At 68.4% G+C, this 21,387-nt stretch carries 28 protein-coding genes and 1 pseudogene; 21 read left to right on the top strand and 8 right to left on the bottom strand.

Annotated elements, in window-relative coordinates:
• The first annotated feature begins 111 nt into the window (after positions 1–111).
• Positions 112–687, top strand: coding sequence for a YceI family protein (locus OG817_RS24355; RefSeq protein ID WP_406046942.1), 576 nt, complete (start codon positions 112–114; stop codon positions 685–687).
• A gap of 56 nt (positions 688–743) precedes the next feature.
• Here OG817_RS24355 and OG817_RS24350 read toward each other — a convergent pair whose 3' ends face one another.
• Positions 744–1,343: a TetR/AcrR family transcriptional regulator gene (locus tag OG817_RS24350; RefSeq protein WP_396394993.1), complete on the bottom strand. Its 600-nt coding sequence runs from the start codon at positions 1,341–1,343 to the stop codon at positions 744–746.
• Positions 1,344–1,416: 73 nt separating this feature from the next.
• Here OG817_RS24350 and OG817_RS24345 point away from each other — a divergent pair, with 73 nt between their 5' ends.
• Genes OG817_RS24345 through OG817_RS24335 form a run of 3 tightly spaced genes read left to right on the top strand, consistent with a single transcriptional unit; the run spans position 1,417 to position 4,550 of the window.
• Entirely contained in the window at positions 1,417–2,562 is a 1,146-nt protein-coding gene (locus OG817_RS24345) for an acyl-CoA dehydrogenase family protein (protein WP_396394992.1), read from the top strand.
• A gap of 12 nt (positions 2,563–2,574) precedes the next feature.
• Positions 2,575–3,795, top strand: a complete 1,221-nt coding sequence (locus OG817_RS24340) for an acetyl-CoA C-acetyltransferase (protein ID WP_406046941.1) — start codon at positions 2,575–2,577, stop codon at positions 3,793–3,795.
• Positions 3,795–4,550, top strand: coding sequence for an SDR family oxidoreductase (locus OG817_RS24335; protein ID WP_406046940.1), 756 nt, complete (start codon positions 3,795–3,797; stop codon positions 4,548–4,550). The genes OG817_RS24340 and OG817_RS24335 overlap by 1 nt, the downstream gene beginning before the upstream one ends.
• Before the next feature lie 161 nt (positions 4,551–4,711).
• Here the strand turns inward: OG817_RS24335 and OG817_RS24330 are convergent, their stop codons facing one another.
• Positions 4,712–5,281: a TIGR03086 family metal-binding protein gene (locus OG817_RS24330; RefSeq protein ID WP_406046939.1), complete on the bottom strand. Its 570-nt coding sequence runs from the start codon at positions 5,279–5,281 to the stop codon at positions 4,712–4,714.
• Positions 5,282–5,334: 53 nt separating this feature from the next.
• Between OG817_RS24330 and OG817_RS24325 the strand changes: the two genes are divergently transcribed.
• Positions 5,335–6,306 (top strand): helix-turn-helix transcriptional regulator, encoded by a 972-nt coding sequence (locus tag OG817_RS24325; RefSeq protein ID WP_406046938.1) that lies wholly within the window; start codon positions 5,335–5,337, stop codon positions 6,304–6,306.
• Here OG817_RS24325 and OG817_RS24320 read toward each other — a convergent pair.
• A complete protein-coding gene (locus OG817_RS24320) occupies positions 6,297–6,827 on the bottom strand; it encodes a hypothetical protein (protein WP_406046937.1) in 531 nt (176 codons plus the stop codon). The two genes, OG817_RS24325 and OG817_RS24320, sit on opposite strands and share 10 nt — an antisense overlap.
• 250 nt (positions 6,828–7,077) lie before the next feature.
• Between OG817_RS24320 and OG817_RS24315 the strand changes: the two genes are divergently transcribed.
• From OG817_RS24315 to OG817_RS24305, 3 genes are all read left to right on the top strand, one after another.
• Complete coding sequence (locus OG817_RS24315) at positions 7,078–7,986, top strand: GNAT family N-acetyltransferase (RefSeq protein WP_406046936.1); 909 nt, start codon at positions 7,078–7,080, stop codon at positions 7,984–7,986.
• Positions 7,987–8,814: a retropepsin-like aspartic protease gene (locus OG817_RS24310; RefSeq protein WP_406046935.1), complete on the top strand. Its 828-nt coding sequence runs from the start codon at positions 7,987–7,989 to the stop codon at positions 8,812–8,814.
• Between the two features lie 68 nt (positions 8,815–8,882).
• On the top strand, positions 8,883–9,767 hold the full coding sequence (locus OG817_RS24305; RefSeq protein ID WP_406046934.1) for a GNAT family N-acetyltransferase: 885 nt from the start codon (positions 8,883–8,885) through the stop codon (positions 9,765–9,767).
• Positions 9,768–9,779: 12 nt separating this feature from the next.
• Here OG817_RS24305 and OG817_RS24300 read toward each other — a convergent pair whose 3' ends face one another.
• The gene (locus OG817_RS24300; protein ID WP_360456206.1) at positions 9,780–10,235 is read right to left on the bottom strand and encodes a MaoC family dehydratase; all 456 of its coding nucleotides are present in this window, start codon (positions 10,233–10,235) and stop codon (positions 9,780–9,782) included.
• A gap of 12 nt (positions 10,236–10,247) precedes the next feature.
• The gene (locus OG817_RS24295; RefSeq protein WP_406046933.1) at positions 10,248–11,003 is read right to left on the bottom strand and encodes an SDR family oxidoreductase; all 756 of its coding nucleotides are present in this window, start codon (positions 11,001–11,003) and stop codon (positions 10,248–10,250) included.
• Between the two features lie 90 nt (positions 11,004–11,093).
• Here OG817_RS24295 and OG817_RS24290 point away from each other — a divergent pair, with 90 nt between their 5' ends.
• The 5 genes from OG817_RS24290 (at position 11,094) to OG817_RS24270 (ending at position 13,613) form a co-directional block, all read left to right on the top strand.
• Complete coding sequence (locus OG817_RS24290; RefSeq protein WP_406046932.1) at positions 11,094–11,519, top strand: acyl-CoA thioesterase; 426 nt, start codon at positions 11,094–11,096, stop codon at positions 11,517–11,519.
• Positions 11,516–11,935, top strand: coding sequence for an acyl-CoA thioesterase (locus OG817_RS24285; protein ID WP_360456215.1), 420 nt, complete (start codon positions 11,516–11,518; stop codon positions 11,933–11,935). Before OG817_RS24290 ends, OG817_RS24285 begins: the two co-directional genes overlap by 4 nt.
• 15 nt (positions 11,936–11,950) lie before the next feature.
• The gene (locus OG817_RS24280; protein WP_396394982.1) at positions 11,951–12,370 is read left to right on the top strand and encodes a globin; all 420 of its coding nucleotides are present in this window, start codon (positions 11,951–11,953) and stop codon (positions 12,368–12,370) included.
• Between the two features lie 28 nt (positions 12,371–12,398).
• Positions 12,399–12,827: an OsmC family protein gene (locus OG817_RS24275; RefSeq protein WP_406046931.1), complete on the top strand. Its 429-nt coding sequence runs from the start codon at positions 12,399–12,401 to the stop codon at positions 12,825–12,827.
• 93 nt (positions 12,828–12,920) lie between these two features.
• On the top strand, positions 12,921–13,613 hold the full coding sequence (locus OG817_RS24270) for a GNAT family N-acetyltransferase (RefSeq protein ID WP_406046930.1): 693 nt from the start codon (positions 12,921–12,923) through the stop codon (positions 13,611–13,613).
• On the opposite strand, the gene OG817_RS24265 is transcribed toward OG817_RS24270, so the two are convergent.
• Positions 13,561–14,358, bottom strand: coding sequence for a mechanosensitive ion channel family protein (locus tag OG817_RS24265; RefSeq protein WP_406046929.1), 798 nt, complete (start codon positions 14,356–14,358; stop codon positions 13,561–13,563). The two genes, OG817_RS24270 and OG817_RS24265, sit on opposite strands and share 53 nt — an antisense overlap.
• 45 nt (positions 14,359–14,403) lie before the next feature.
• Between OG817_RS24265 and OG817_RS24260 the strand changes: the two genes are divergently transcribed.
• The 8 genes and pseudogenes from OG817_RS24260 to OG817_RS24225 all read left to right on the top strand — a co-directional run bounded on the left by OG817_RS24260 (position 14,404) and on the right by OG817_RS24225 (position 19,943).
• Entirely contained in the window at positions 14,404–15,396 is a 993-nt protein-coding gene (locus tag OG817_RS24260) for a hypothetical protein (RefSeq protein WP_406046928.1), read from the top strand.
• Positions 15,397–15,449: 53 nt separating this feature from the next.
• Positions 15,450–17,567, top strand: a complete 2,118-nt coding sequence (gene malQ / locus OG817_RS24255; protein ID WP_406046927.1) for a 4-alpha-glucanotransferase — start codon at positions 15,450–15,452, stop codon at positions 17,565–17,567.
• Positions 17,551–17,688 (top strand): annotated as a pseudogene (locus OG817_RS24250) (hypothetical protein); the annotation flags it as partial. The gene malQ and the pseudogene OG817_RS24250, both read left to right, overlap by 17 nt.
• A 52-nt stretch (positions 17,689–17,740) precedes the next feature.
• Entirely contained in the window at positions 17,741–17,959 is a 219-nt protein-coding gene (locus tag OG817_RS24245) for a lytic polysaccharide monooxygenase (protein WP_406057486.1), read from the top strand.
• A gap of 82 nt (positions 17,960–18,041) precedes the next feature.
• Positions 18,042–18,545, top strand: coding sequence for a hypothetical protein (locus tag OG817_RS24240; RefSeq protein ID WP_396394970.1), 504 nt, complete (start codon positions 18,042–18,044; stop codon positions 18,543–18,545).
• 138 nt (positions 18,546–18,683) lie between these two features.
• On the top strand, positions 18,684–18,965 hold the full coding sequence (locus tag OG817_RS24235; protein ID WP_396394969.1) for a hypothetical protein: 282 nt from the start codon (positions 18,684–18,686) through the stop codon (positions 18,963–18,965).
• Positions 18,952–19,350 (top strand): DUF5130 family protein, encoded by a 399-nt coding sequence (locus tag OG817_RS24230; protein WP_360456241.1) that lies wholly within the window; start codon positions 18,952–18,954, stop codon positions 19,348–19,350. Before OG817_RS24235 ends, OG817_RS24230 begins: the two co-directional genes overlap by 14 nt.
• Positions 19,347–19,943, top strand: a complete 597-nt coding sequence (locus OG817_RS24225) for a GNAT family N-acetyltransferase (RefSeq protein ID WP_406046926.1) — start codon at positions 19,347–19,349, stop codon at positions 19,941–19,943. Before OG817_RS24230 ends, OG817_RS24225 begins: the two co-directional genes overlap by 4 nt.
• Here OG817_RS24225 and OG817_RS24220 read toward each other — a convergent pair.
• Both OG817_RS24220 and OG817_RS24215 read right to left on the bottom strand, forming a co-directional pair.
• The gene (locus OG817_RS24220; RefSeq protein WP_406046925.1) at positions 19,913–20,491 is read right to left on the bottom strand and encodes a hypothetical protein; all 579 of its coding nucleotides are present in this window, start codon (positions 20,489–20,491) and stop codon (positions 19,913–19,915) included. The genes OG817_RS24225 and OG817_RS24220 overlap by 31 nt on opposite strands.
• Before the next feature lie 336 nt (positions 20,492–20,827).
• A complete protein-coding gene (locus tag OG817_RS24215; RefSeq protein WP_406046924.1) occupies positions 20,828–21,358 on the bottom strand; it encodes a hypothetical protein in 531 nt (176 codons plus the stop codon).
• Between the last annotated feature and the right edge of the window lie 29 nt (positions 21,359–21,387).

Genomic DNA, 21,387 nt, shown 5'->3' with positions numbered 1-21,387 from the left:
GAATGTAATTGACTTTTAAACCGTTCCTCACTACTGTCGCAGTAAGAGATTGAAATTTTAACCTCCACGCTGCGTCGCCCCCGACCAGAACGCCCCCTTCGAGAGGAACCCATGAGCGAGACCATCAATGCCGGCACGACCCCGACCAGCACCATCCCCGGCCTGGTCGCCGGCACCTACGCCCTCGACACCGCCCACACCGAGATCGGCTTCACCGTCCGCCACCTGATGACCAAGGTCCGCGGCACCTTCCAGGAGTACGCCGGCGAGATCGTCGTGAAGGACTCGCTGGAGGAGTCGACCGCCACCGTGACCGTCGAGCTGGCCTCCGTGCACACCCGCAGCGAGCAGCGTGACGGGCACCTGCGTTCCGGCGACTTCTTCGACGCCGAGAACAGCCCGAAGATGACCTTCGCCAGCACCGCCTTCAAGCCGGAGGGTGACGACTACATCCTGGCCGGCGAGCTGACGATCAAGAACGTGACCAAGCCGGTCGAGCTCGCGGTCGAGTTCCTCGGCGTGGACCAGAACGCCTACGGCCAGACCATCATCGGCTTCGAGGCCTCCACCTCGATCAGCCGCAAGGACTGGGGCATCGACTTCAACGTGCCGCTCGAGGGTGGCAAGCTCCTGATCGGTGACAAGGTCGACATCCACCTGGACGTCCAGGCGGCTCTGCAGGCCTGACACCTCGGCTGACGTAGCGTCGGAAAGACCCCGCACCGGGTGGGTGCGGGGTCTTCCTATGTCTGGACCATCCGGTGCGCGAGGTCGGCGTACAGCTTGCCCAACGCCTCCGGGTCTGCCCGGTGTGGCGTGTACCACCGGGCCACGTCGATGGACAGCGAGAGTACGGCGAGTGTCGTCCCCGGCAGGTCCGTCACCGCGAACGAGCCGTCGTGTACGCCGTCTGCCAGGACCTGCTCGATCTGCGTGGAGATGGCCCGGCGGATGGTCGCGACCTCGGCGAGGTGCTCGGGCGACAGAGCGGCCAGCTCGTACTGCACGACGCGGGCGATCGTGTGATGCTGCGCATGCCACGCCGTGAAAGCGGAGACAAGTGAGCGCAGACGGTCCGCGGGGGTTGGACCGATGTCGGCGGAACGCAGTACCTCCAACGCTGCGTTGTGTCCGTACAGGCTGATCTCGAAGAGCAGCCGCTCCTTGGACGGGTAGTGCACGTAGAGCGCGGCCGGGCTCATCCCGGCGCGGGACGCGATGTCGCGCGTGGTGGTCGCCTGGAACCCGCGCTCGGCGAAGGCGTCGACGGCGCCGGTCAGCAGCCGGCGCGCGGCGGCCGGCTGGACATGCTCCCAGACCAGGGGACTCGTGACTGCGGACACGTTGACACCATGCACCGGACGGGCGAAGCTAAGCAAGCGCTTAGCCACGAATCTCATCCCTCGGGGAGGCCCCATGGAGCGCGTCATCTTCAACGAGGATCACCACGCTTTCCGGGCCAGTGCGAAGGAGTACTGCGACCGTTCGCTGGTGCCGCGGATGGAGCAGTTCCTCGAGGAGAAGACGGTCGACCGGGCCGCCTGGCTCGAGGCCGGCAAGCAGGGCTTCCTCGGTCTCGACGTGCCGGAGGAGTACGGCGGTTCGAGTGTCGGCGACTACCGGTTCAACGCGGTCTTCGCCGAAGAGGTGTCCAAGGTCTCCGCGTCGCTGTCCAGTTGCTTCGGCATCCACTTCGACTGTTGCGCGCCGTACATCGTCGATCTGGGCACCGAGGAGCAGAAGCAGCGCTGGCTGCCGAAGTTCTGCTCCGGTGAGTACGTCGCCGCGATCGCGATGACCGAGCCGTCCGGCGGATCGGACCTGGCCGCGCTGAAGACGAGCGCGAAGAAGGCCGACGGCGGCTGGGTGGTGAACGGGTCGAAGACCTTCATCACCAACGGCGACATGGCCGACCTGGTCATCGTGGCCGCCCGGACCGACCCGGCCAAGGGCGCGAAGGGCATCACGCTGTTCGTGATCGAGGAGGGCATGGAGGGCTTCGCCCGCGGCCGCAAACTGGACAAGGTCGGCCAGACCGAGTCCGGTACGTCGGAACTGTTCTTCTCCGACGTGTTCGTCGGTGACGACAACGTGCTCGGCGAGGTCGACCGCGGCTTCATCCACATGATGGAGCGGCTGGCCCAGGAGCGGGTCGGTGCCGCGGTGTCGAACATCGCGCAGGCGACCCAGATCCTGGCCGAGACGATCGACTACGTGAAGCAGCGCAAGGCGTTCGGCCAGCCGGTCGGCTCGTTCCAGTACAACAAGTTCCTGGTCGCCGAACTCGTCACCAAGGCCGAGGTCACCCAGGCGTACGTCGACAACGCGATCGTCGCGCACGACGAGGACCGGCTGTCCGCGGTGGACGCGGCCAAGGTCAAATGGTGGGCCGCCCAGGTGCAGAACGAGATCCTGGACGCGTGCGTGCAACTGCACGGCGGCTACGGCTACATGAACGAGTACCGCGTCGCCCGTGCCTGGCGGGACGCCCGGGTGACGAAGATCTGGGCCGGCTCGAACGAGATCATGAAAGAGCTCATCGGCCGTGACCTCGGCCTGTAGAAGGGAAGCGTTGTGCCTGAAGCAGTGATCGTGTCCACGGCCCGCTCGCCGATCGGCCGCGCGTACAAGGGATCGATGACCACGATCCGGCCGGACGACCTCGCCGTACAGATGATCCAGGCGGCGGTCGGCAAGGTCGGGCTGACCGGCGACCAGATCGAGGACCTGGCCCTCGGGTGTGCGGAACCGCACGACGAACACGGCGGCAACATGGCCCGCCGGGTCGCGATCCAGCTCGGCTGGGACAACACCCCGGCGACGACGGTCAACCGGTTCTGCGCGTCGTCGACGCAGACCGCGCGGATGGCCTTCCATGCGATCAAGTCCGGTGAGGGCGACATCTTCGTCAGCGCCGGCGTCGAGTGCGTGTCGCGGTACAAGAACTTCGGCTCGGCCGGGGTCGGTGACCCGAGTTCGTTCAACCCGGTCTTCACCGACGCGGTGCAGCGGACCGAGAAGTACGCCGAGACCAACGACACGTGGCACGACCCGCGCGAGGACGGGCAGATCCCGGATGTCTACATCGCGATGGGCCAGACCGCGGAGAACGTGGCGACGCTCAGGGGCATCTCCCGCACGGAGCAGGACGCGTTCGGCGTCCGCTCGCAGAACCTGGCCGAGAAGGCGATCGGCAACGGCTTCTTCGCGCGTGAGATCACGCCGGTGACGCTGCCGGACGGAACTGTGGTGAGCAAGGACGACGGACCGCGGGCGGGGACGACGCTGGAAGGCGTCAGTGGCCTCAAGCCGGTGTTCCGGCCGAACGGCACGGTCACGGCCGGCAACTGCTGCCCGCTGAACGACGGCGCGGCCGCGGTCGTGATCATGAGCGACACCAAGGCCCGTGAGCTCGGCCTGACCCCGCTGGCGCGGATCGTGTCGACCGGGGTGAGCGGTCTGTCGCCGGAGATCATGGGCCTCGGTCCGGTGGAGGCGTCGAAGCAGGCGCTGGCGCGGGCCGGCATGAGCATCAACGACATCGACCTGGTCGAGATCAACGAGGCCTTCGCGGTCCAGGTGATCGGCTCGGCGCGAGAGCTCGGCATCGACGAGGACAAGCTGAACGTGCACGGCGGCGCGATCGCGCTCGGGCACCCGTTCGGCTCGACCGGTGCGCGGATCATGACCACGCTGGTGAACGGGCTGCAGTTCGAGGACAAGCAGTTCGGCCTGGAGACCATGTGCGTCGGCGGCGGCCAGGGCATGGCGGTCGTCCTCGAGCGCCTCAGCTGATGAGTCTGGAGAACCGTACGGCGATCGTCACCGGAGCCTCCCGGGGGATCGGGCTGGCAGTCGCTCGGCGCCTGGTTGCCGATGGCGCGCGCGTGGTGATCACCGGCCGCACCCAGGAGACGCTCGACCAGGCAGTCGAGTCCCTGGGTGGCCGGGAGCACGCGCTCGCGGTCGCCGGGAAGGCCGCGGATCCCGAGCACCGGGCGACCGTGGTGGCCGCGGCGGTCGCGACGTACGGGTCGGTGGATCTGCTGGTGAACAACACCGGCATCAACCCGATCTACGGCAAGCTGCTCGACGTCGACCAGGCGGTCGCGGCCAAGATGGTCGACACGAACGTGCTGGCCGCGATCGCCTGGGTGAAGGCGTGCCGGGACGCCTGGATGCGCGCGCACGGTGGCGCCGTGGTCAACCTGTCTTCGGTGGCCGGCCTGGCGCCGTCGCCGGGCATTGGCTGGTACGGCGCGACCAAGGCGATGGTGTCGCGCGTGACCGCCGAGCTGGCGGTCGAGCTGGCGCCGGAGATCCGGGTCAACGCAGTGGCTCCGGCGGTGGTCAAGACCAAATTCGCCGGAGCCCTCTACGAAGGCCGTGAGGACAAGGTCGCCTCGACGTACCCGTTGCGTCGGTTGGGTACGCCGGAGGACGTTGCGTCGCTGGTGTGGTTCCTGCTGTCGGACGAGTCGTCGTGGATCACCGGTCAGACCATCACGATCGACGGCGGCCTCACCCTCAACGGCGGGATCGTCGGTTAGGGCGTGTCTCCCAACCCCACGCCTACTGCGCGGCACTCGGCGGGCACCTCGCCGAGCTGGAGCGAAGGGCACGATGGAACCACATCGAACCCTCCGCTCCAGCTCACCGAGGCACTCCGCCGAGCGCCTGCTCGCTACGGCGTGGAGTTGGGAGACACACCCTAAGGCTGCCGGCCCTGCCAGCCGGCCAGTTGGTCGTACGGAGCTGCGTCGTCGGCGACCGGTACGACGGGGCCGAACGGGATCGGTCCGCCGCGCTGCTCGGCCGGGACGAACCGCCGGACCAGAGGCAGGCAGTACGTCGCCAGCGCGTCGTCGAGCTGTCCGAGGCGATCGGTCGCCTTCGCCAGGTCCCACGAGTGCATGGTGAGCTCGGTGGTGTAGGCAGCGATCGCGGCCGCGCCCGGAAGCGTTGCCCACGGCAACTTGCAGGTGCGGTCGAGTACGCCGTCGGCCGCCAGCGTCTCGTCGAGCGCGGTACGGCGCTGCTTCCACTCGGCCGGAACGTCGTCGACGCCAGTGGTGATGTGCGGCACGTCGAGCGCGTTGCCACCGTTCAGCGCCAGGTCGATCCGGCCGACGACGGTGAGCAGGTGGCCCAGCAGGGTGTTGACGTCGTACTCCGGGCAGGGGGTCGGCCGGCCGAGGTCGTCGGGACCGGTGGTGTCGATCAGGTGCTGCGTCTGGTCGAGAGCACGGATGAGCATCGGACGGGGGTCGTTGGTGTTCATGACGACAGCCTCGCGGGGTATATGCGACATCTTCTGTCGCATATTCTGAACTCGTGCGAGCCGACCGGTTGTTGCAGACCATTCTGCTGTTGCAGCGGCATGCGCGGTTGAGTGCGCGGGAGTTGGCCGAGCGCCTGGAGGTGTCGACGCGGACGGTGATGCGCGACATGGAGGCGTTGTCGGCGGCCGGCGTACCCGTCTACACCGAGCGTGGGCGCAACGGTGGCTGCGTGCTGCTGCCGGGGTATCGGGCGGATGTCAGCGGGTTGACGCCGCGGGAGGCGCAGGCGTTGTTTGCCTGGTCGGGGCGATCGGCGTTGTCCGACGAGCTGGGTCTGCGGGATGCGTTGCAGTCGGCGATGGGCAAACTGTCGGCCACGTTGCCGCTGGAGTTGCAGGACGACGCCGATGCGTTGTCGGGTGCGATCGTGGTGGATCGGCGTCGCTGGTTCGCGGAGGCCGAGGACACCGGGGCGCTACCGGTACTGCGGCAGGCGGTGGTGACGCGGAGACGGGTGCGACTGCAGTACGCGTCCGCGAGTGAAGGGCATCAGCGCCGTACCGTCGATCCGTGGGGGCTGGTCGAGCAGGCCGGGCGGTGGTATCTCGTCGCGGCGCATCGTGGCGCGGCGCGGATGTATCGCGTGTCCCGGGTCGAGGAGGCCGACATCCTCGAGGAGGCCGCTGAACGACCGGACGGACTCGATGTGCGGGCGGAGTGGGAGCGGCTGCGATCCGGGCTCGAGCGGCATGCTCCCGCCGGCGTGGAGGTGGAGGTTCGGGTGCACCCGGAGCGGGTCGGGGTGATCCGCCGGATCGCCACGCCCATGGTGGCCAAGGGGACGAGGATCCGCGACGTACCCGCGGAGGACGAGTGGCCGCACCTCGCCCTGCACTTCCGTGTCCGCGAGGCCGCGTGCGGTCTGCTGCTCGCTTTCGGGAGCGACGTCGAAGTGGTCGAGCCGGTCGAGTTGCGGACCCGGCTGCTGGAGCTCGCGACCGAGGCGGTCGCGACCTACGGCTGACGTCTGGCCACGAAGGTCTGGCGGAGGATGAAGTTGCCGTCGGCACCTTCGTCCTCGTTGCGCCAGTGGAAGCCGGTCTCGGTGATGCCGGTGAAGGCCCACCGGGTCTTGGCGGTCTGGGACTCGAGCGTGATCGTGTCCTTGGTCGCGTGGGCGACGAAGGGCATCACGAAGGCGGCCTTCGGGCCCATCCAGGTGGAGCGAAAGGCGTTCAGTTCGGGATCGTGGATGCGGATCGACAAGCCCCACTCGCCATCACCGTCGACCGCCCGGGCGGCCCGGCTCGGCGTGATCCAGATGTCGGCGACCGCGCGGCCGTCGAGCGCCCAGGCGAAGTGCCACTCACCCTTGGTCGTCCGGGTGACCGCGCCGGTTTCGTCGTACCAGGAAACGTCGAGGTCCCAGCTGCCGATCAGTGGGGCGAACGGCGCGAACGCTTCGGCGTACTCCGGACGAGGTCCGTCGGACACCATCAGCCCGGCCAGGACCCGGGCTGCGGCAGCGCCATCGGTAATTTCCATAGCTGCTATTTACTCCTGACGCACCCGGGAGGTGTCAAGAGGATTCGGACTCCCCGCCGCCGGTGACCCCGTCGTGTCCCAGCACGATGGCACTTCCGGCGGTCGGGGCGATCAGTCCGACAGCACCGAGTAACTCTAATGCCCCGGCGTTCCACCACCGAATCGTCCGGAGCGCGCACCTGTTGCGATCACGTTGCTGTTCATCCGTTATTCCGTGGCGAGGCGGAAGGTAGCTGGTTATGGTCCGGGCATGACCACACCGATGCTGATCCGGGCGGCCGTTGGCGACGACGCCGAGGCGGTGGCCGAGGTGCGACGCGCGGTCTACTCGTACAAGATCATGTCGCCTGCCGCGACGCGGCACATGATCACCGTGCAGATGCCGGGCGAGCGGTTCCTGGCGCTGGTCGCCGAGTCCGGCGGTCAGCTGGTCGCCTGGGGATCAGCGGGTCTGAACGTCTGGACCAGCAGTCCGGGCCAGAGCCACGTGTCGATCTATGTGCACCCTGATCATCGCAAGCAGGGCATTGGTAGTGCGCTGGCCGAACGGCTGCACCAGCACCTGAGTGAGGTCGGCGCTGTGCGCGTGCGGTCGTTCGTCCATCCTGACGGCCTCGAGTTCGCCCGCAACCTCGGGTACGACGGGACGCGGCAGATGCACTACGCAGGTGTCGACCCGCGGAAGCTGCCGGCGCAGCCGCCGACCCCGGACGGCATCGAACTCATGACGTTCGACCAGGTGGATCCGCACCAGGCCTACACCGCCGACACGGTCGCGTCGCTGGACGAGCCGGGTGACTCGCCGATCGACGCGGTCGGCTACGACGAGTGGCTCGACGAGATCTGGAACGGTCCGGGGCTGGACAAGTCGCTCAGCGTTGCCGCGATGGCGGGTGACGAGATGGCGGCGTTCACCGTGATCGAGACCGCCGGCGACCGCGCCTGGTCGGGCATGACCGGGACCATCCCGGCGTACCGGGGTCGCGGTCTGGCCAAGCTGGTCAAGTCGGTCGCGCTCCGCCGCGCCGCCGACGCCGGCATCACCGCCGCCTACACCTCGAACGACGATGAGAACGGTCCGATGCTGGCCATCAACAACTGGCTCGGCTACCAACGCGTCCAGACGGAGTACGGGCTCCTGCGCACGCTCTCCGAGTAGATGACAACCGTCGGTTTCGACCGGGTGCAGCACCTGGTCCGGGTGCACGTGCGGTTTGGCGACGCGGAGTACCGCTTCCTCGTTGACACCGGCATCGGAATCACGGTCGTTGCCTCGGCCATCGCGAGTCGTGCCGACGTCCTGCCCACGGGCGAGACGTACACCGGGCGGCGGGTGTCGGGTCAGGAGGTCGAGGCGCCGCTTGTTCGGCTGCCGGTGCTCGGGGTCGGTGACTACGCCGTCGACGGGCAGGTCGCGGGTGTCGCCGACCTCGGGGATGCGGGCGATCCGAACGGTTTCGCCGGGATCATCGGACCCGGGTTCTTCGAGAATCACACGGTCACCACGGATCCGGACGCGATGACTCTGACGGTGCTGCCGCGCGAGAGCTTCCAGGCTGACGGTCCCGAGGTTCCGCTCGACGTACGGCGGGAGTCGGTGTCGGTGGATCCGTTCACCCAACTGGTGTTGCCGAGTGGGCGCGAGATCTGTGTCGAGGTGGACACCGGGTCGGACAGCCTGATCCTCGACACGCGGTTCATGGCCGACTGCGGCGTGGATCTCGAGAGCCCGGGGCTGACGACGCGGACCGGGACGGACGAGACCGGCTACGAGTGGACCCGGCACTGGGGCACGATTCCGGGCAGTGTGCACCTGGCGGCCGCGCCCGAAACCGCCCAATCGTCACCCAGGGTTCAGTTTCAGGACATCGTTCACGACGGTCTGGTTGGGGCAGGGTACCTGGAGCGATACAGGATGACGTTCGACGTGACTGGCGCGCGATTGGTGCTCGGTCCCCGTAGCGAAACGGCTGAGACACAGCTGTAATCGGGTCTGTATCCGGTCTGCACCTGATTGCGGGTTATGTTCCGGAGAACTTCGCTGAAGGAGTTCGCATGGAGATCAGGGCTGCCGAAACGGGGGATGTCGAAGGGGCGATCGCGTTGCACGACGCCCTCGCACCGTACTTGGTGGTCACGCGAACCGCGTTGACCCGCCGACTGCAGGCTCCGCCCGCGCTGGGACTTGGAACCTTCGCCGCCGTGGACGCGGGCGAGGTGGTCGGCTGGGCGTCGACCGCGCTGATCGCGGGGTCGGAGCCGCTGGACGGGCAGTTGCGGGTGCTGGTCCGGCCTGACTACCGCGGCCGGGGGATCGGTGCGAAGTTGCTGGAGGCAACCCACCGGGACCTGCGGACGGCCGGTGCGACCAGTGCGCGGGTGTTCGCCGACCCGTCAACCGTGGCATGGGCGGCCCGGTGGGGCTACCGGCAGACTCGGCAGGTGCACTACGCGGGCATCCACCCAGCCAAGGCACCAGACGTCCCGGGCGCCCCGACCGGGGTGGAGCTGGTCGGTCTGGACCAGGTCGATCCGCGCAAGCTCTACGAGGCCGACGAAGTTGCCCAGCGCACCAAACCGGGTGACGCCAAGATCACCACCCGGCCGTACGACGACTGGCTCGCGGGCATCTGGAACTCGCCGTCGATGGTACTCGACCTGAGTACGGCGGCCCTCTACGACGGCGAGATCATCGCGTTCACCCTGGGCAACGGTGATCACACCAAGATCTGGTCCCAGATGACCGCGACAATGCCGGAGTACCGCGGCCGCGGCTTGGCCAAGCTGGTCAAGTGCGCTGCCCTCCACCGTGCCGCCCAGGCCGGCGTCCGCGGCGCCTACACCGCCAACTACGACGGCAACGCCCCGATGATCGCCGTCAACGAGTGGCTCGGCTACGACCGCGTCGCCACTCACGCCGTACTGATCTGCCCGCTCTAAGCCCTCGCCCGGTCAGGGGACGAGCAGTACGACGGTCTCCGCGACGCAGGCGGGTTTGGTGGAGTTCTCCAGTTCGATGACCCAGTTGAGGGAGACCTGGACGCCGGCCGGGGTCTCGACGGCGTTGGAGATCGAGGCGCTGGCGCGGACGCGGGTGCCGACCGGGACCGGGGCCGGGAAGCGGACCTTGTTGACGCCGTAGTTGAGCTTCGCGGTGACGCCGCTGACCGAGAACAGTTCGTCGCCGAACCGCGCGATCAGGCTCAGGGTGAGGTAACCATGCGCGATCGTCCCGCCGTACGGGCCCTGCTTGGCGCGCTCGACGTCGACGTGGATCCACTGGTGGTCCCCGGTGGCGTCGGCGAACGTGTTCACCTGCTCCTGGGTGATCTCCAGCCACTGGCTCTCGCCCAGTGGGGTGCCGACCGCGTGCACGACCTCGTCGACACCGGTGAACGACTGCGCCATCTGCAAACTCCCTCAGTTTCGCGGTCCGCCGGCAACGTACAGGACCTGGCCGGAGACGAACCCGGCCTCCTCGCTGCAGAAGAACGACGCCGCCGCGGCGATGTCGTCGGGCTTGCCGGTCCGGTTCACCGGGATGGTGGCCGCGGTCGCCTTCTTGAACTCCTCGAAGTCCACCCCGACCCGGGCGGCGGTCGCCGCGGTCATATCGGTCTCGATGAACCCGGGCGCGATCGCGTTCGCGGTGACGCCGAACTTGCCCAACTCGATCGCCAGCGTCTTCGCCAGGCCCTGCAGGCCGGCCTTCGCGGACGCGTAGTTCGCCTGGCCGCGGTTGCCCAGCGCCGACGTCGAGGAGAGGAACACCATCCGGCCGTAGCCGGCCTCGACCATGTGCGCCTGGCAGGCGCGGGACATCAGGAAGCTGCCGCGCAGGTGCACCGACATCACGGTGTCCCAGTCGTCCTCGGACATCTTGAACAGCAGGTTGTCGCGCAGTACGCCGGCGTTGTTCACCAGCACCGTCGGTGCGCCCAGCTCGGCGACCACGCGCTCGACGGCGGCGGTCACCTGATCCGACTTGCTGACGTCGCAGCCGATCGCGATCGCCTTGCCGCCCGCCTCGGCGATCGCCTTGACGGTGCCCTCACAAGCGCCCTCGTCGAGGTCGAGGACGGCCACCGCGTTCCCGTCCTTCGCCAGCCGCAGTGCGACGGCCGCGCCGATTCCCCGGGCCGACCCGGTCACGATCGCTACCCGCTGATCAGTCATCCGCGCTGCTCCTTCGCTCGTGCTGCTGCCGGGGATGACATTACCCACGCTCCGTCACGCCGGGAGTACTCCGGATGCGATGATCGCCGTGTGGATCATCACAACCGCCATGTCTACTACTGCCCGCTGCGGTGGGGTGACATGGACGCCCTCGGGCATGTGAACAACGGACGGTACGTCGACTACCTGCAGGACGCCCGCGTCGACTTCCTGTTCCGGACCGCCAAGGAGCTCGGCGCGGACGACCTGGAGACCGGCCTGCTGGTGGCCCGCCACGAGGTCGTGTACCGCGCTCCGCTGCTGTACCGGTCCGAGCCGGTGCGGATCGAGCTGTGGATCAGCGAGATCAAGGCTGCGTCGTTCACCGTGGACTACGAGATCCTCGACGCCGAGCCCGAGCGCCGGATGTACGTCGAGGCGCGGACGCGCCTGGTGCCGTTCGACTTCGCCGCCAACCGCCTGCGCCGGATCAGCCCGATCGAGCGCGAGGCCCTGTCAAAGCTGGTGGGCGCATGAAGTACACCCATCCCGTTCTGGTCCGGTGGTCGGACATCGACTCCTACGACCACGTCAACAACGTCCGGTACTTCGACTACCTGCAGGAGGCCCGGATCGCGTTCCTCGGTGAGGTCCTCGGCGTCACCGGCGACGTGTTCGCCGTGCACTCGGTCGTCCTGGTCAGCCAGACCGTGGACTACCTTCGCCCGATCCTGCTGCGGCACCCGCCGTACGACGTCGACGTGTGGGTCGACGCCGTTGGTACGACGTCGTACACGCTCGGCTCGTGGATCCTCGACCGCAGCGGTGAGAGCGAGGACGTGTACGCCAAGGCGGTGTCCGTGCTCGTCGCCACGGACCCCGAGACCCACGCCAAACGCCCCCTGTCAGAGTCCGAACGGGCAGCCCTGCTGAGACACATTGAGACGGCTTGAGACACTGGGACCGACATGAGTGACCAGCAGAGCTTTTACGACGCTGTCGGTGGGGCGGAGACCTTCCACCGTCTGGTGGCCGCGTTCTACCGCGGTGTCGCCGCCGACCCCGAACTCCGCGCGCTGTACCCGGAGGAGGACCTCGGTCCGGCCGAGGTGCGCTTCCGGATGTTCCTGGAGCAGTACTGGGGCGGTCCACGCACGTACTCCGAGCAGCGCGGGCACCCGCGGCTGCGGATGCGGCACGCCCCGTTCGCCGTCACCCCGAGCGCCCGGGACCTTTGGCTCGGCCACATGCGCGCGGCACTGGACGAGATCGCCCTGACGCCGGAGCAGGACAACCAGATCTGGACGTACATGGTGATGGCCGCGCAGAGCATGGTGAACACCGACGAACCGCAGTACCCCGGCGCGATCGACGTGTCCGGCCGCTGACCCTCTCTTCGAAGGAGAAAACACGAGCATGGCTACCACTCGTACGGCCAAGGCCCACTGGGAAGGCTCGCTGATGGAGGGCGCCGGCAAGGTCGCCCTGGAGTCGTCCGGGATCGGCACCTACGACGTGACCTGGGCCTCCCGGGCGAACGAGGCGAACGGCAGGACCAGCCCGGAGGAGCTGATCGCGGCCGCGCACTCGACCTGCTTCTCGATGTCGCTGTCGCACGCCCTGGCCGGTGCGGGCAACGCGCCGGAGTCGATCGACACCCAGGCCGACGTGACCTTCCAGCCGGGTGAGGGCATCACCGGCATCAAGCTGTCCGTGAACGGCAAGGTCCCCGGCATCACCGCCGACGAGTTCGCCGAGTTCGCCGAGGGCGCGAAGAAGAACTGCCCGGTCTCCCAGGCCCTGTCCGCCGTCCCGATCACCCTGGACGTCACCTTCAGCGCCTGACATCTCCAGCCGACACCGACCAGGAGCCGTTGCGCCTGGTCGGTGTCGTGTTTCTGCGCGACAGTCCCGTGTGATGCTGGGCATACTGCGCGGGTGCATGAGTTGCTCGACAACCACCTGGCGTTCCTGGCTGCCCATCGAGGCGAGGTCCGACGCACTGCCACCGGAATCGAGGTGGTCGGTGAGGACGCGTACTTCTCGGCGTGGATCCCGCTGGCGGCAGATGCGGAGCTCCCGGAAGGGACCGCCACAGTGCGGTTGGTGCCGTGGAGCGGGGACGGATGGGAAGAGCGGCTGGCTGGCGCCGGGTTCGAGGCGACCGAAGTGCTGGTGCACATGGAGGCGCCGTCGGACGCAGTCGACGGTGACCCGATCACGCCGATCGCGACGGACGAGGACGCGGTGGCGTTCGCTGAGGTGCAGGGTGCCGCCTTCCTCGACGACGACGATCCGGACATCGAGTGGTGGCAGGCGATGCTCCGCGAGAAGGCTGTGAAGAACTACTCCGCGCCGGAGCAGTCGCTCTACGTACTACGCGTCGACGGCGACCCGGCTGCGGTGACGCTGGTCCTGCGGTCTGGACCGGTGACCGGGATCTACGCGGTCGCCACCAAACCGGCGTACCGGGGACGCGGGTTGGCCTCGGCGCTGCTCGCCCAGGCGCGGCGGGACGCGGCCGGTGGGCGGCTCACGCTGCAGGTGGTGGAGGGATCGGACGCGGAACGGCTCTACCTCAAGCTCGGCTTCCGTCCTGCTTTCTGGTCGCCGCACTTTCGTCGCCCTTAGCCTCGATCGCGGCCTCAGCCTCGGCCTCCTCCTTCTCGGTCGCGCTGCCGACCCCGGACGACCCGGTGCTGGCTGGGTCCCGGGTGGTCAGGTTGCCGACGCGGAGGACCTCGCCGTTGCGGACGTACCAGGTGGTGCCGTCCTCGCCTCGGAGCGTGGTGATGCGCAGCCCCACGGCAACGACCACACCGGTGGCCTTCTCCATGTCGATCAGGTCGCCGACGCCGTACTGGTCCTCGAAGATCATGAACACGCCGGCCAGGAAGTCCTTCACCAGCGTCTGCGCGCCGAAGCCGAGCGCGACACCGATGATGCTGGCCGACGCGATCACCGGGAGGATGTTGAAGCCGAGCTCGGCCAGCACCATCACCACCAGGATCGACGTCAGCACGATCGTCACCGTGCTGCACAGCAGGGAGGCGATCGTCTCGGCCCGTTGGGTCCGGCGTTCGCCGGCCAGGTTGTTCTCGACGAAGCCCTGGCCGATCTTCGACTTCGACAGCACCCCGGCGACGGCGCCGTTGCCGGTCCGCCGGGCGAACCGGCGGATCAGCTTGTGCAGCACCCAGCGCAGCACGAAGAAACCGATGATCAGCCCGGCGATCCGGGCCGGGACCATGAAGATCTGGTCGGTCACCTCCAGCTTGCCGTCGTTGCCCATCCGGAAGAACGTCGGGAAGTCCTTAGGCAGCGAAAGCAGGGGGTGACTGATCGGGGACACAAGGTAGCTGGTCAGAATAGGCATCTCGCCGCCCGATCTTAGTAAGGCTGACAAGGGAGACGCGATCGCATGCCCAGCCGGCTGGATGACGAGCTGTCCCGGCTCGTGAGCGCTGGTGTGCTGCGCCAGTACCAGGCCGACGCTCTGCGAGACGCTGCGGACGCCGAGATCGACGCTGCGCTGGCCGATCCTGGGCGGGGCCGGCCGGAAGCTCCACCGAAGCCGAAGGCCCCGCCGGCTGTGTCGCATGCAGGCGCGCTCATCGAGGTGCTCGGCTACATCGGCGGTGCACTGCTGCTGGGAGCGGTCGCGCTGCTGACGATCGCGAACTGGGGTGAGATGGGCCACGCCGCCCGGGTCACCACGGGGACGAGCGCGGCGATCGTCCTGCTCGGCGCCGCCGCCATCCTCGCGCTGCTGCGCCGTCAGGACCAGCTGAGCTCGGCGCTGGCTGGCCTCGGCTGCTGCGCGGCCGGTTTCGCGACGTACGTCGCCATCGAGGGGGAGACGGGGCGGGTCATCGGCGTCGCGGTGGCGCTGGCGCTGGTCGCGATCGGGGTGTGGTGGCTGGCCGGCTCTTCGTTGCTTGTAGCAACGTTCGGGATCCTGGCCGTCGGCGTCCTGGTGCTCACCGCGGACGTGCTCACTCCGGACGACGGTACGGCGACCAATACGGCCGGGATCGCCGGGACCGGGTTCATCCTGGTCGCGTTCGTGATGGCGCTGCTGGGACTGGTGCGGGACCAGGTGACCGCGTGGTCGCTGGCCGGGGCAGCGATGTTCAGCTCGTCGATCTGCTGGCTGGTCCAGGAGCGCGGCGAAATCATGGCTCTGGCCGTCGGCACGGCCGGTCCGGCCGCTCTGCTGGTCGCGTACGGTCGCCGGCACGCATCTGCGTACGCCGTGGTGGGCTGCGCGATCCTGCTGGTCATCTGGCCGACCGCGCTCTATCAGTTGACCGACAACGTCGCGGGCGTGGCCATCGGTCTGGTCGTCGCCAGTGCCGCGCTGCTGTTCGCCGTACTGCTGCTGAGCCTTCGCCGCTCCAACGCGAACCAGTGAACGCGGCGCGCGGCGTTACGCAGTACGGCGGTTGATGCGGCAGACTCGCTGAGGTGACTGCTCCTACTCCTGCCCTTGTCGAGCTAGCGGTTGCCCACGGGGTGGCGACGGAGTACTGGAACTGGCAGGGCGAGCATGTGATCGTCTCGAGCGAGGTGGTCGCCGCCGTGCTCGCGGCGCTCGGTGTGGACGCTTCCACGCCGGAGAAGGCGGCCGACGCGCTCGCGGAGCACCAGCAGACGCGCTGGCGTCGTACGTTGCCCGCCACTGTGGTGATGCGGGAGGGGTGGACGCCCTGGTTCGCCGTTCACCTGCCGCATGGGTCCAGCGCCGAGGTGTGGGTGGACCTCGAGGACGGTGGACAGCGGCGTGACATCCCGCAGCAGGACCACTGGGTCGAGCCGGAGTGGATCGATGGTGTGCAGATCGGTGAGGCGACGTTCCAGTTGCCGGGCGACCTGCCGCTCGGGTACCACCGGCTCTGCGCGCGCGTCGGGACCAGTCCGGAGATCTCGGTCAGCACGCTGATCGTCACACCGCGCAAGCTGGAGCCGGAGAAGCTGCGACGTACCTGGGGCTGGGTGCTGCAGCTGTACTCGGTACGCTCGCGCCGGTCGTGGGGGATCGGTGACCTGCATGACCTCGCCGACCTGGCTGCCTGGTCGGCGAACGACCTGGGCGCCGGCTTCGTGCTGGTGAACCCACTGCACGCCGCGGAGACGTCCGGCCGGATGGAGCCGTCGCCGTACCTGCCGGCCTCGCGGCGGTTCGCCAACCCGATCTACCTGCGGGTCGAGGACATCGACGAGTACGGCGACTTGGCGCCGGCGGAGCGGGATCGGGTCCGGGCACTCAGCCTGCAGACGCGGGCGTTGAGCGAGGATCCGACCGCGCTGGACAGGGACACGGTCTGGGCGGCGAAGCGGGAGGCGCTGCAGTTGCTGTTCGGCGTCCGCCCGTCGATCGGCCGGATCGCGGAGTACGGCGCCTACTGCGACCGCGAGAGCCAGGGGCTGATCGACTTCGCCACGTGGGCCGCGATCGCCGACGTGCACGGGCCGGAGTGGAGCAAGTGGCCGGAGGAACTGCAGGAGCCGACCGCACCGGCTGTTGTTGCCTTCCGCAACGAGAATCCCGACGCGGTGGAGTTCCACTGCTGGCTGCAGTGGCAGATGGACGAACAGCTTGCTCGCACCCAGGCGCGGGCCAGGGCCGCGGGCATGTCGCTGGGCGTCGTCCATGACCTGGCTGTCGGCGTACATCCGGATGGCGCGGACGCTTGGGCGCTGCAGAATGTGCTGGCTCCCGGCATCCACGTCGGTGCACCGCCGGACGCGTTCAACCAGCAGGGTCAGGACTGGTCGCAGCCGCCGTGGCGGCCGAACGCCCTGGCCGAGACCGGGTACGCCGCCTGGCGGGATCTGGTCCGGGCGGTGATGCGGCACGGTGGCGGGCTACGGATCGACCACATCCTCGGCATGTTCCGGCTCTGGTGGGTGACGTCGCCGCAGCGGCCGACCGAGGGCACGTACGTCCGCTACGACCACGAGGCGCTGGTCGGCATCCTCGTACTCGAGGCGACGCGCGCCGGCGTGACGGTGGTGGGCGAGGACCTCGGCACGGTCGAGCCGTGGGTGCGTGACTACCTGACCGAGCGCGGCATCCTCGGTACGTCGGTGCTGTGGTTCGAGGGGGACCGGGATGGCAACCCGCTGGCACCGGAGCGCTGGCGGGAGCTCTGCCTGGCCACGGTCACCACCCACGACCTGCCCCCGACGGCCGGCTACCTCGCCGGCGACCACGTCGAACTGCGCAACCGGCTCGGTCTGCTCACCAGACCGGTCGAGGAGGAGCTCGCAGTGGACGAGGCGGATCGCGACTCCTGGCTGAACGCCCTCCGCGAGCGGCATCTGCTCAGCAACACCGACGGCGACGTGGAGCGCATCGTCGAGGCGCTGCACCAGTACGTCGCTCATACGCCGGCGAAGCTGGTCGGCGTGGCATTGACCGACGCTGTCGGCGAACGTCGTACTCAGAACCAACCGGGCACCACGGACGAGTACCCGAACTGGCGCCTGCCGCTCGGCGGGCCCGACGGCCAGCCCGTGATGATCGAGGACCTGCCCAACAACCAGCGCCTCCGCCGACTGATCGGTGCTCTCAACATCTAGCTTTCTGTGCACAGGTGCTTACGAACCGTTGACAATAGATTTGAACGGTTGTTTTCTATGTGTCGACCAGCGCGGGGGAGCGTGGCCGGCCACTCAGCTCACCTCGGGTGCGAGCTACACGTTCAACTGGCACCTGACCGCACCGCACTCCACCGCCGACCTTCAAGTACTACATCACCAAGCAGGGGTGGGATCAGAACGTCCCACTCACCCGCGCCGCGCTCGACCTGGACCCGTTCCTGACGGTGCCGATGAACGGCGGCCGCCCCGCCAACGACGTCAGCCACCCTGGCACCCTGCCGAACCGGTCCGGACGGCACATGATCCTGGCGGTGTGGACCATCAACGACACCGCGAACGCCTTCTACCAGTGTTCGGACGTTAATTTCTGATTCAACGGGACGTTTCGTGAATTACTTTCGGGGGAAGTGCACTCCTTGAAATATCCGCCCCGTATTTCGAGGAGTGTCCCCCATGAAGTCAGTGCTCCGTCGTGTCCTCATCCCCGTCGTCGCCGTCATCGCCGGGTTGCTGCCCGCGGTGGTCGCCGTCGACCAGGCGTCCGCGCTCACCAAGCTCACGCACTCGCAGGCGACTGCGATCTTCAGGGCCGCCGGCATCACGTGGTCGTCCAGCGGCGGCTGCTCGGACTGGAACAACCCGACCTGTACGTCGTTCACGAACATCAACGACTCCACCGTGTACGGCGTCCGCACCCTGAAGCAGGCGAGTGGCTGCGCCGTGAACATCACGGGTGGGACCGAGGTTGGTCACGCCAGTGGCACCTACAGCCACCGCAACGGCTACAAGGTCGACATCTCGGTGTACACGTGTGTCAGCAACTACATCCGCGGCACTTTCACCCGGATCGCCGACCGTGGTGACGGTGCCCAGCAGTGGCGCTCGGGCGCCGGCAACATCTACGCCAACGAAGGCAACCACTGGGACATCACGTACTACAACTGCGGTGGCTGCTGAGAGAAGAACCAGCAGCGCTTCGCGCTGTGCTGGAGGGAGCAACCGCGGTGGTTGCTGACAGCTTTGTCTCTTCTTCATGGTTGTCTCGGGGTGAGCCCCGGGGCAACCGTGGAGGGGTGGGGGACTAGGCTCTGGAGTGTGATCTCTCTGCTCTCCGGCCACACCGTGCTGGTGTTCGTCGGTATCCCCGTGCTGGTCATCGCGGTGGTGGCGTTGCTGGTCTTCGCGCCGTCGATCGCGAAGGGGCCGCGCTACCGCCCAGGCCTGTCCTGGTGGGCTCCGCCGGTCTGGATCAACGGTCCGGTCGCGACCAAGCCGGACCCGGCCCATCTGCCCGAGCTGCCCGGTGCGCCGGGGACCCCCGCGACCGCCGGCAGCGGCGTCGCCCGCACGACCGGAGGCGCAAGTGCCAGCTGGTGACGCATTCACTCCTGACCAGCTCTACGACATCGAGCGAGCGGTCCGGCACGCCGAGGAGGTCTCCGGCCTGCACTTCTCCGTGTACGTCGGTGGAGCGGACTCCGAGACCCGCCCGTTCGCGCTGGAGCTGCTGAACGAGCTCGAGGACCCGGACCACACTGTCCTGGTGTACGTCGACCCCGCGGGGCGCCGCCTGGAGATCGTCACCGGAGCGCTCGCCAAGCGGCAGCTGTCGGACACGGCAGCCGGTCTGGCCGCGCTGGCGATGCAGACCTCGTTCGCCACTGGTGACCTGACCGGCGGTCTGGTCACCGGCGTCCAGCAGCTTGGCACCCACGCGCACCAGGCGCCGCTGCTGCACGCGAACGAGCCGCACAAGCAGTGAGCCCGGCGCTCCAGCCACGCCGGATCGAGCTGGGCGACGTCGTACTGCGTCCGTTCGTTCGGTCGGACGAAACCGCGGTGGCCGATGCGCTGCGCGACCCGGACATCCTGCGCTGGACCGGAGGTACCGCGGTGATCCGCACTCCGGCGGAACATCGCGCCCGGCGGTGGCTGGAGCCGCGGATCGACGGCTGGGCGCGTGGCAGCGCGGTGTTCGCCATCGCGGATGCTGCGACGGACCAGGTGGTGGGCACCGTGTCGGTCCGCGACGTCAACCGGGTGCCTGAGCAGGCGGTCGTCGCCTACTGGGTCAGCCCCTCGGCGCGCGGCCGCAGGCTCGGTGCCCGTGCACTCGACGCGGCGGCCCGGTGGGCGTTCGCGTCGGACGGTCTCGGGCTGCACCGCCTCTCGCTGGACCACTCGCTGATCAACGAGGGCTCGTGCCGGGTTGCGACGCGGGCGGGTTTCCAGCTGGAAGGGACGATGCGGGATTACTTCGTCGAGGCGAACGGCGAGCGTCACGACTCGCACCTGCATGCGCGGCTCGCGACCGATCCGCCGCCTCAGCTGCCCGGCGCGGCCGCAGGCTCGTAGGTGGGGCAGGCCGGGTTGCTGTACGCCTTCTGGGTCTTCGGCGCGGAGCACACATCGAGGACCTGCTCCGACGATGAGCCCGGGCCGAGGTAGACGACCCAACTGTCGGTCATCGGCTCCATGGAGCTGTCCGCGAGGCCGGGGTACTGACCGTTCACCAGCATGGCTTTCGCCGGCACGCCGGCCGCGATGAGCTTGGCCGCCGTACCCTTCGCGACCGTGTCGGCCTCCAGGCCGACGTCGGTCGGGTACTTGTCGAGGACCGCGATCCACTGGCCGCGTTTGAAGGCCGGCGAGGTCGGGCCGGTGTTGACGGCCGGCGTACTGGCGCGGGCCATCGGTGCCGGCGTGCTGGGTGGCGGCTTGCGGTCCGCCTTGGCCGTGCCGGCCGACGGCTCCGGATCGGGACTCGCTGTCGCACCACCCTCGGCTGGAGCCGCGGCGCCGTTCGGTACGGCGCCCGTCCGCAGACCGTCGTCGGTCGTCGGCCCGGCCGATCCCCGCGTCAGGATGAACGCGAACACAGCGAGCATCGCGGCCGCGGCCACGATCGAAGCGCCGATGGCGCTGTGCGACCGCTGGGGCTTCCGCGGCTGCTCCGCGGGGGACTCGCGGTGCCGTGAAGGGCTGTGATGTCTCCGTGCTGCCCGGGCGGGCGGCCTGCGGTGATCCACGGGTGTCACGGCAAGGGCCCCTCCCCACAGTTTCCCTGCTATCGGCTGATTCACCCGCAGCTTAAACCGAACCAGCAAGTAAGTGAGTCTTCTTCAGGTGGCGAGAATCTCCTTCTCCACAAGGGAATCGCCGTCCGCGCACGTGTCCTCACGATGCGCCGACGAGCAATCGTTTGATCCTCACGCGCTGCGTCGGAGCGGTGACTGGAGCTAGGTCCCGGAGGGGATGCCGTCGAGCTTGGGTTGCGGCCGGGTGTCCAGGGCGTCGTCCAGCCAGGCGTCGATGTCGACACCTGCGCCGAGGATATGAGTCACGTACGACGCACGCTCGTGGCTGAGGACCTCTTGTTCCCAGATGCAGGGACCGGCGCCGATCGGCGCCGGCCGCAGATCGTCGGCCTCCATGCCGCTGAAGATGCTGAGCCGCGACTGGAAGTCCTTCGACCAGCTCTGTACGACGAGGTAGATCGCGTCGTCGCCGAGGTGCAGCACGACCACGGCCAGACCGAGCGCGCCCATCGCGTCGTCGAACTCGAGTTGCCTGGTGGCGGTGGCACGGGCGACCTCCACCATGTGGTCGTCCCACTGCCGTCCGCGTGCGGTGATGACGTACGGCTTCACGAGCCGGTGCGGGTACCGCCAGGGCATCAGCGGCGTGACAGGTCGCGGGCGGTACGCCTCTGCGAGTCCGGTCAGCGCAACGGCTGCCGCACCGGCCAGGGCGGGGTCAGAAGCGGGCACCCCATCAGTTCTACAGGTCACCAGGCCGA

The organism is Kribbella sp. NBC_00889, from assembly GCF_045207705.1.
Taxonomy (GTDB): Bacteria; Actinomycetota; Actinomycetes; order Propionibacteriales; family Kribbellaceae; genus Kribbella.
This window is presented reverse-complemented; position numbering and strand designations above follow the sequence as displayed.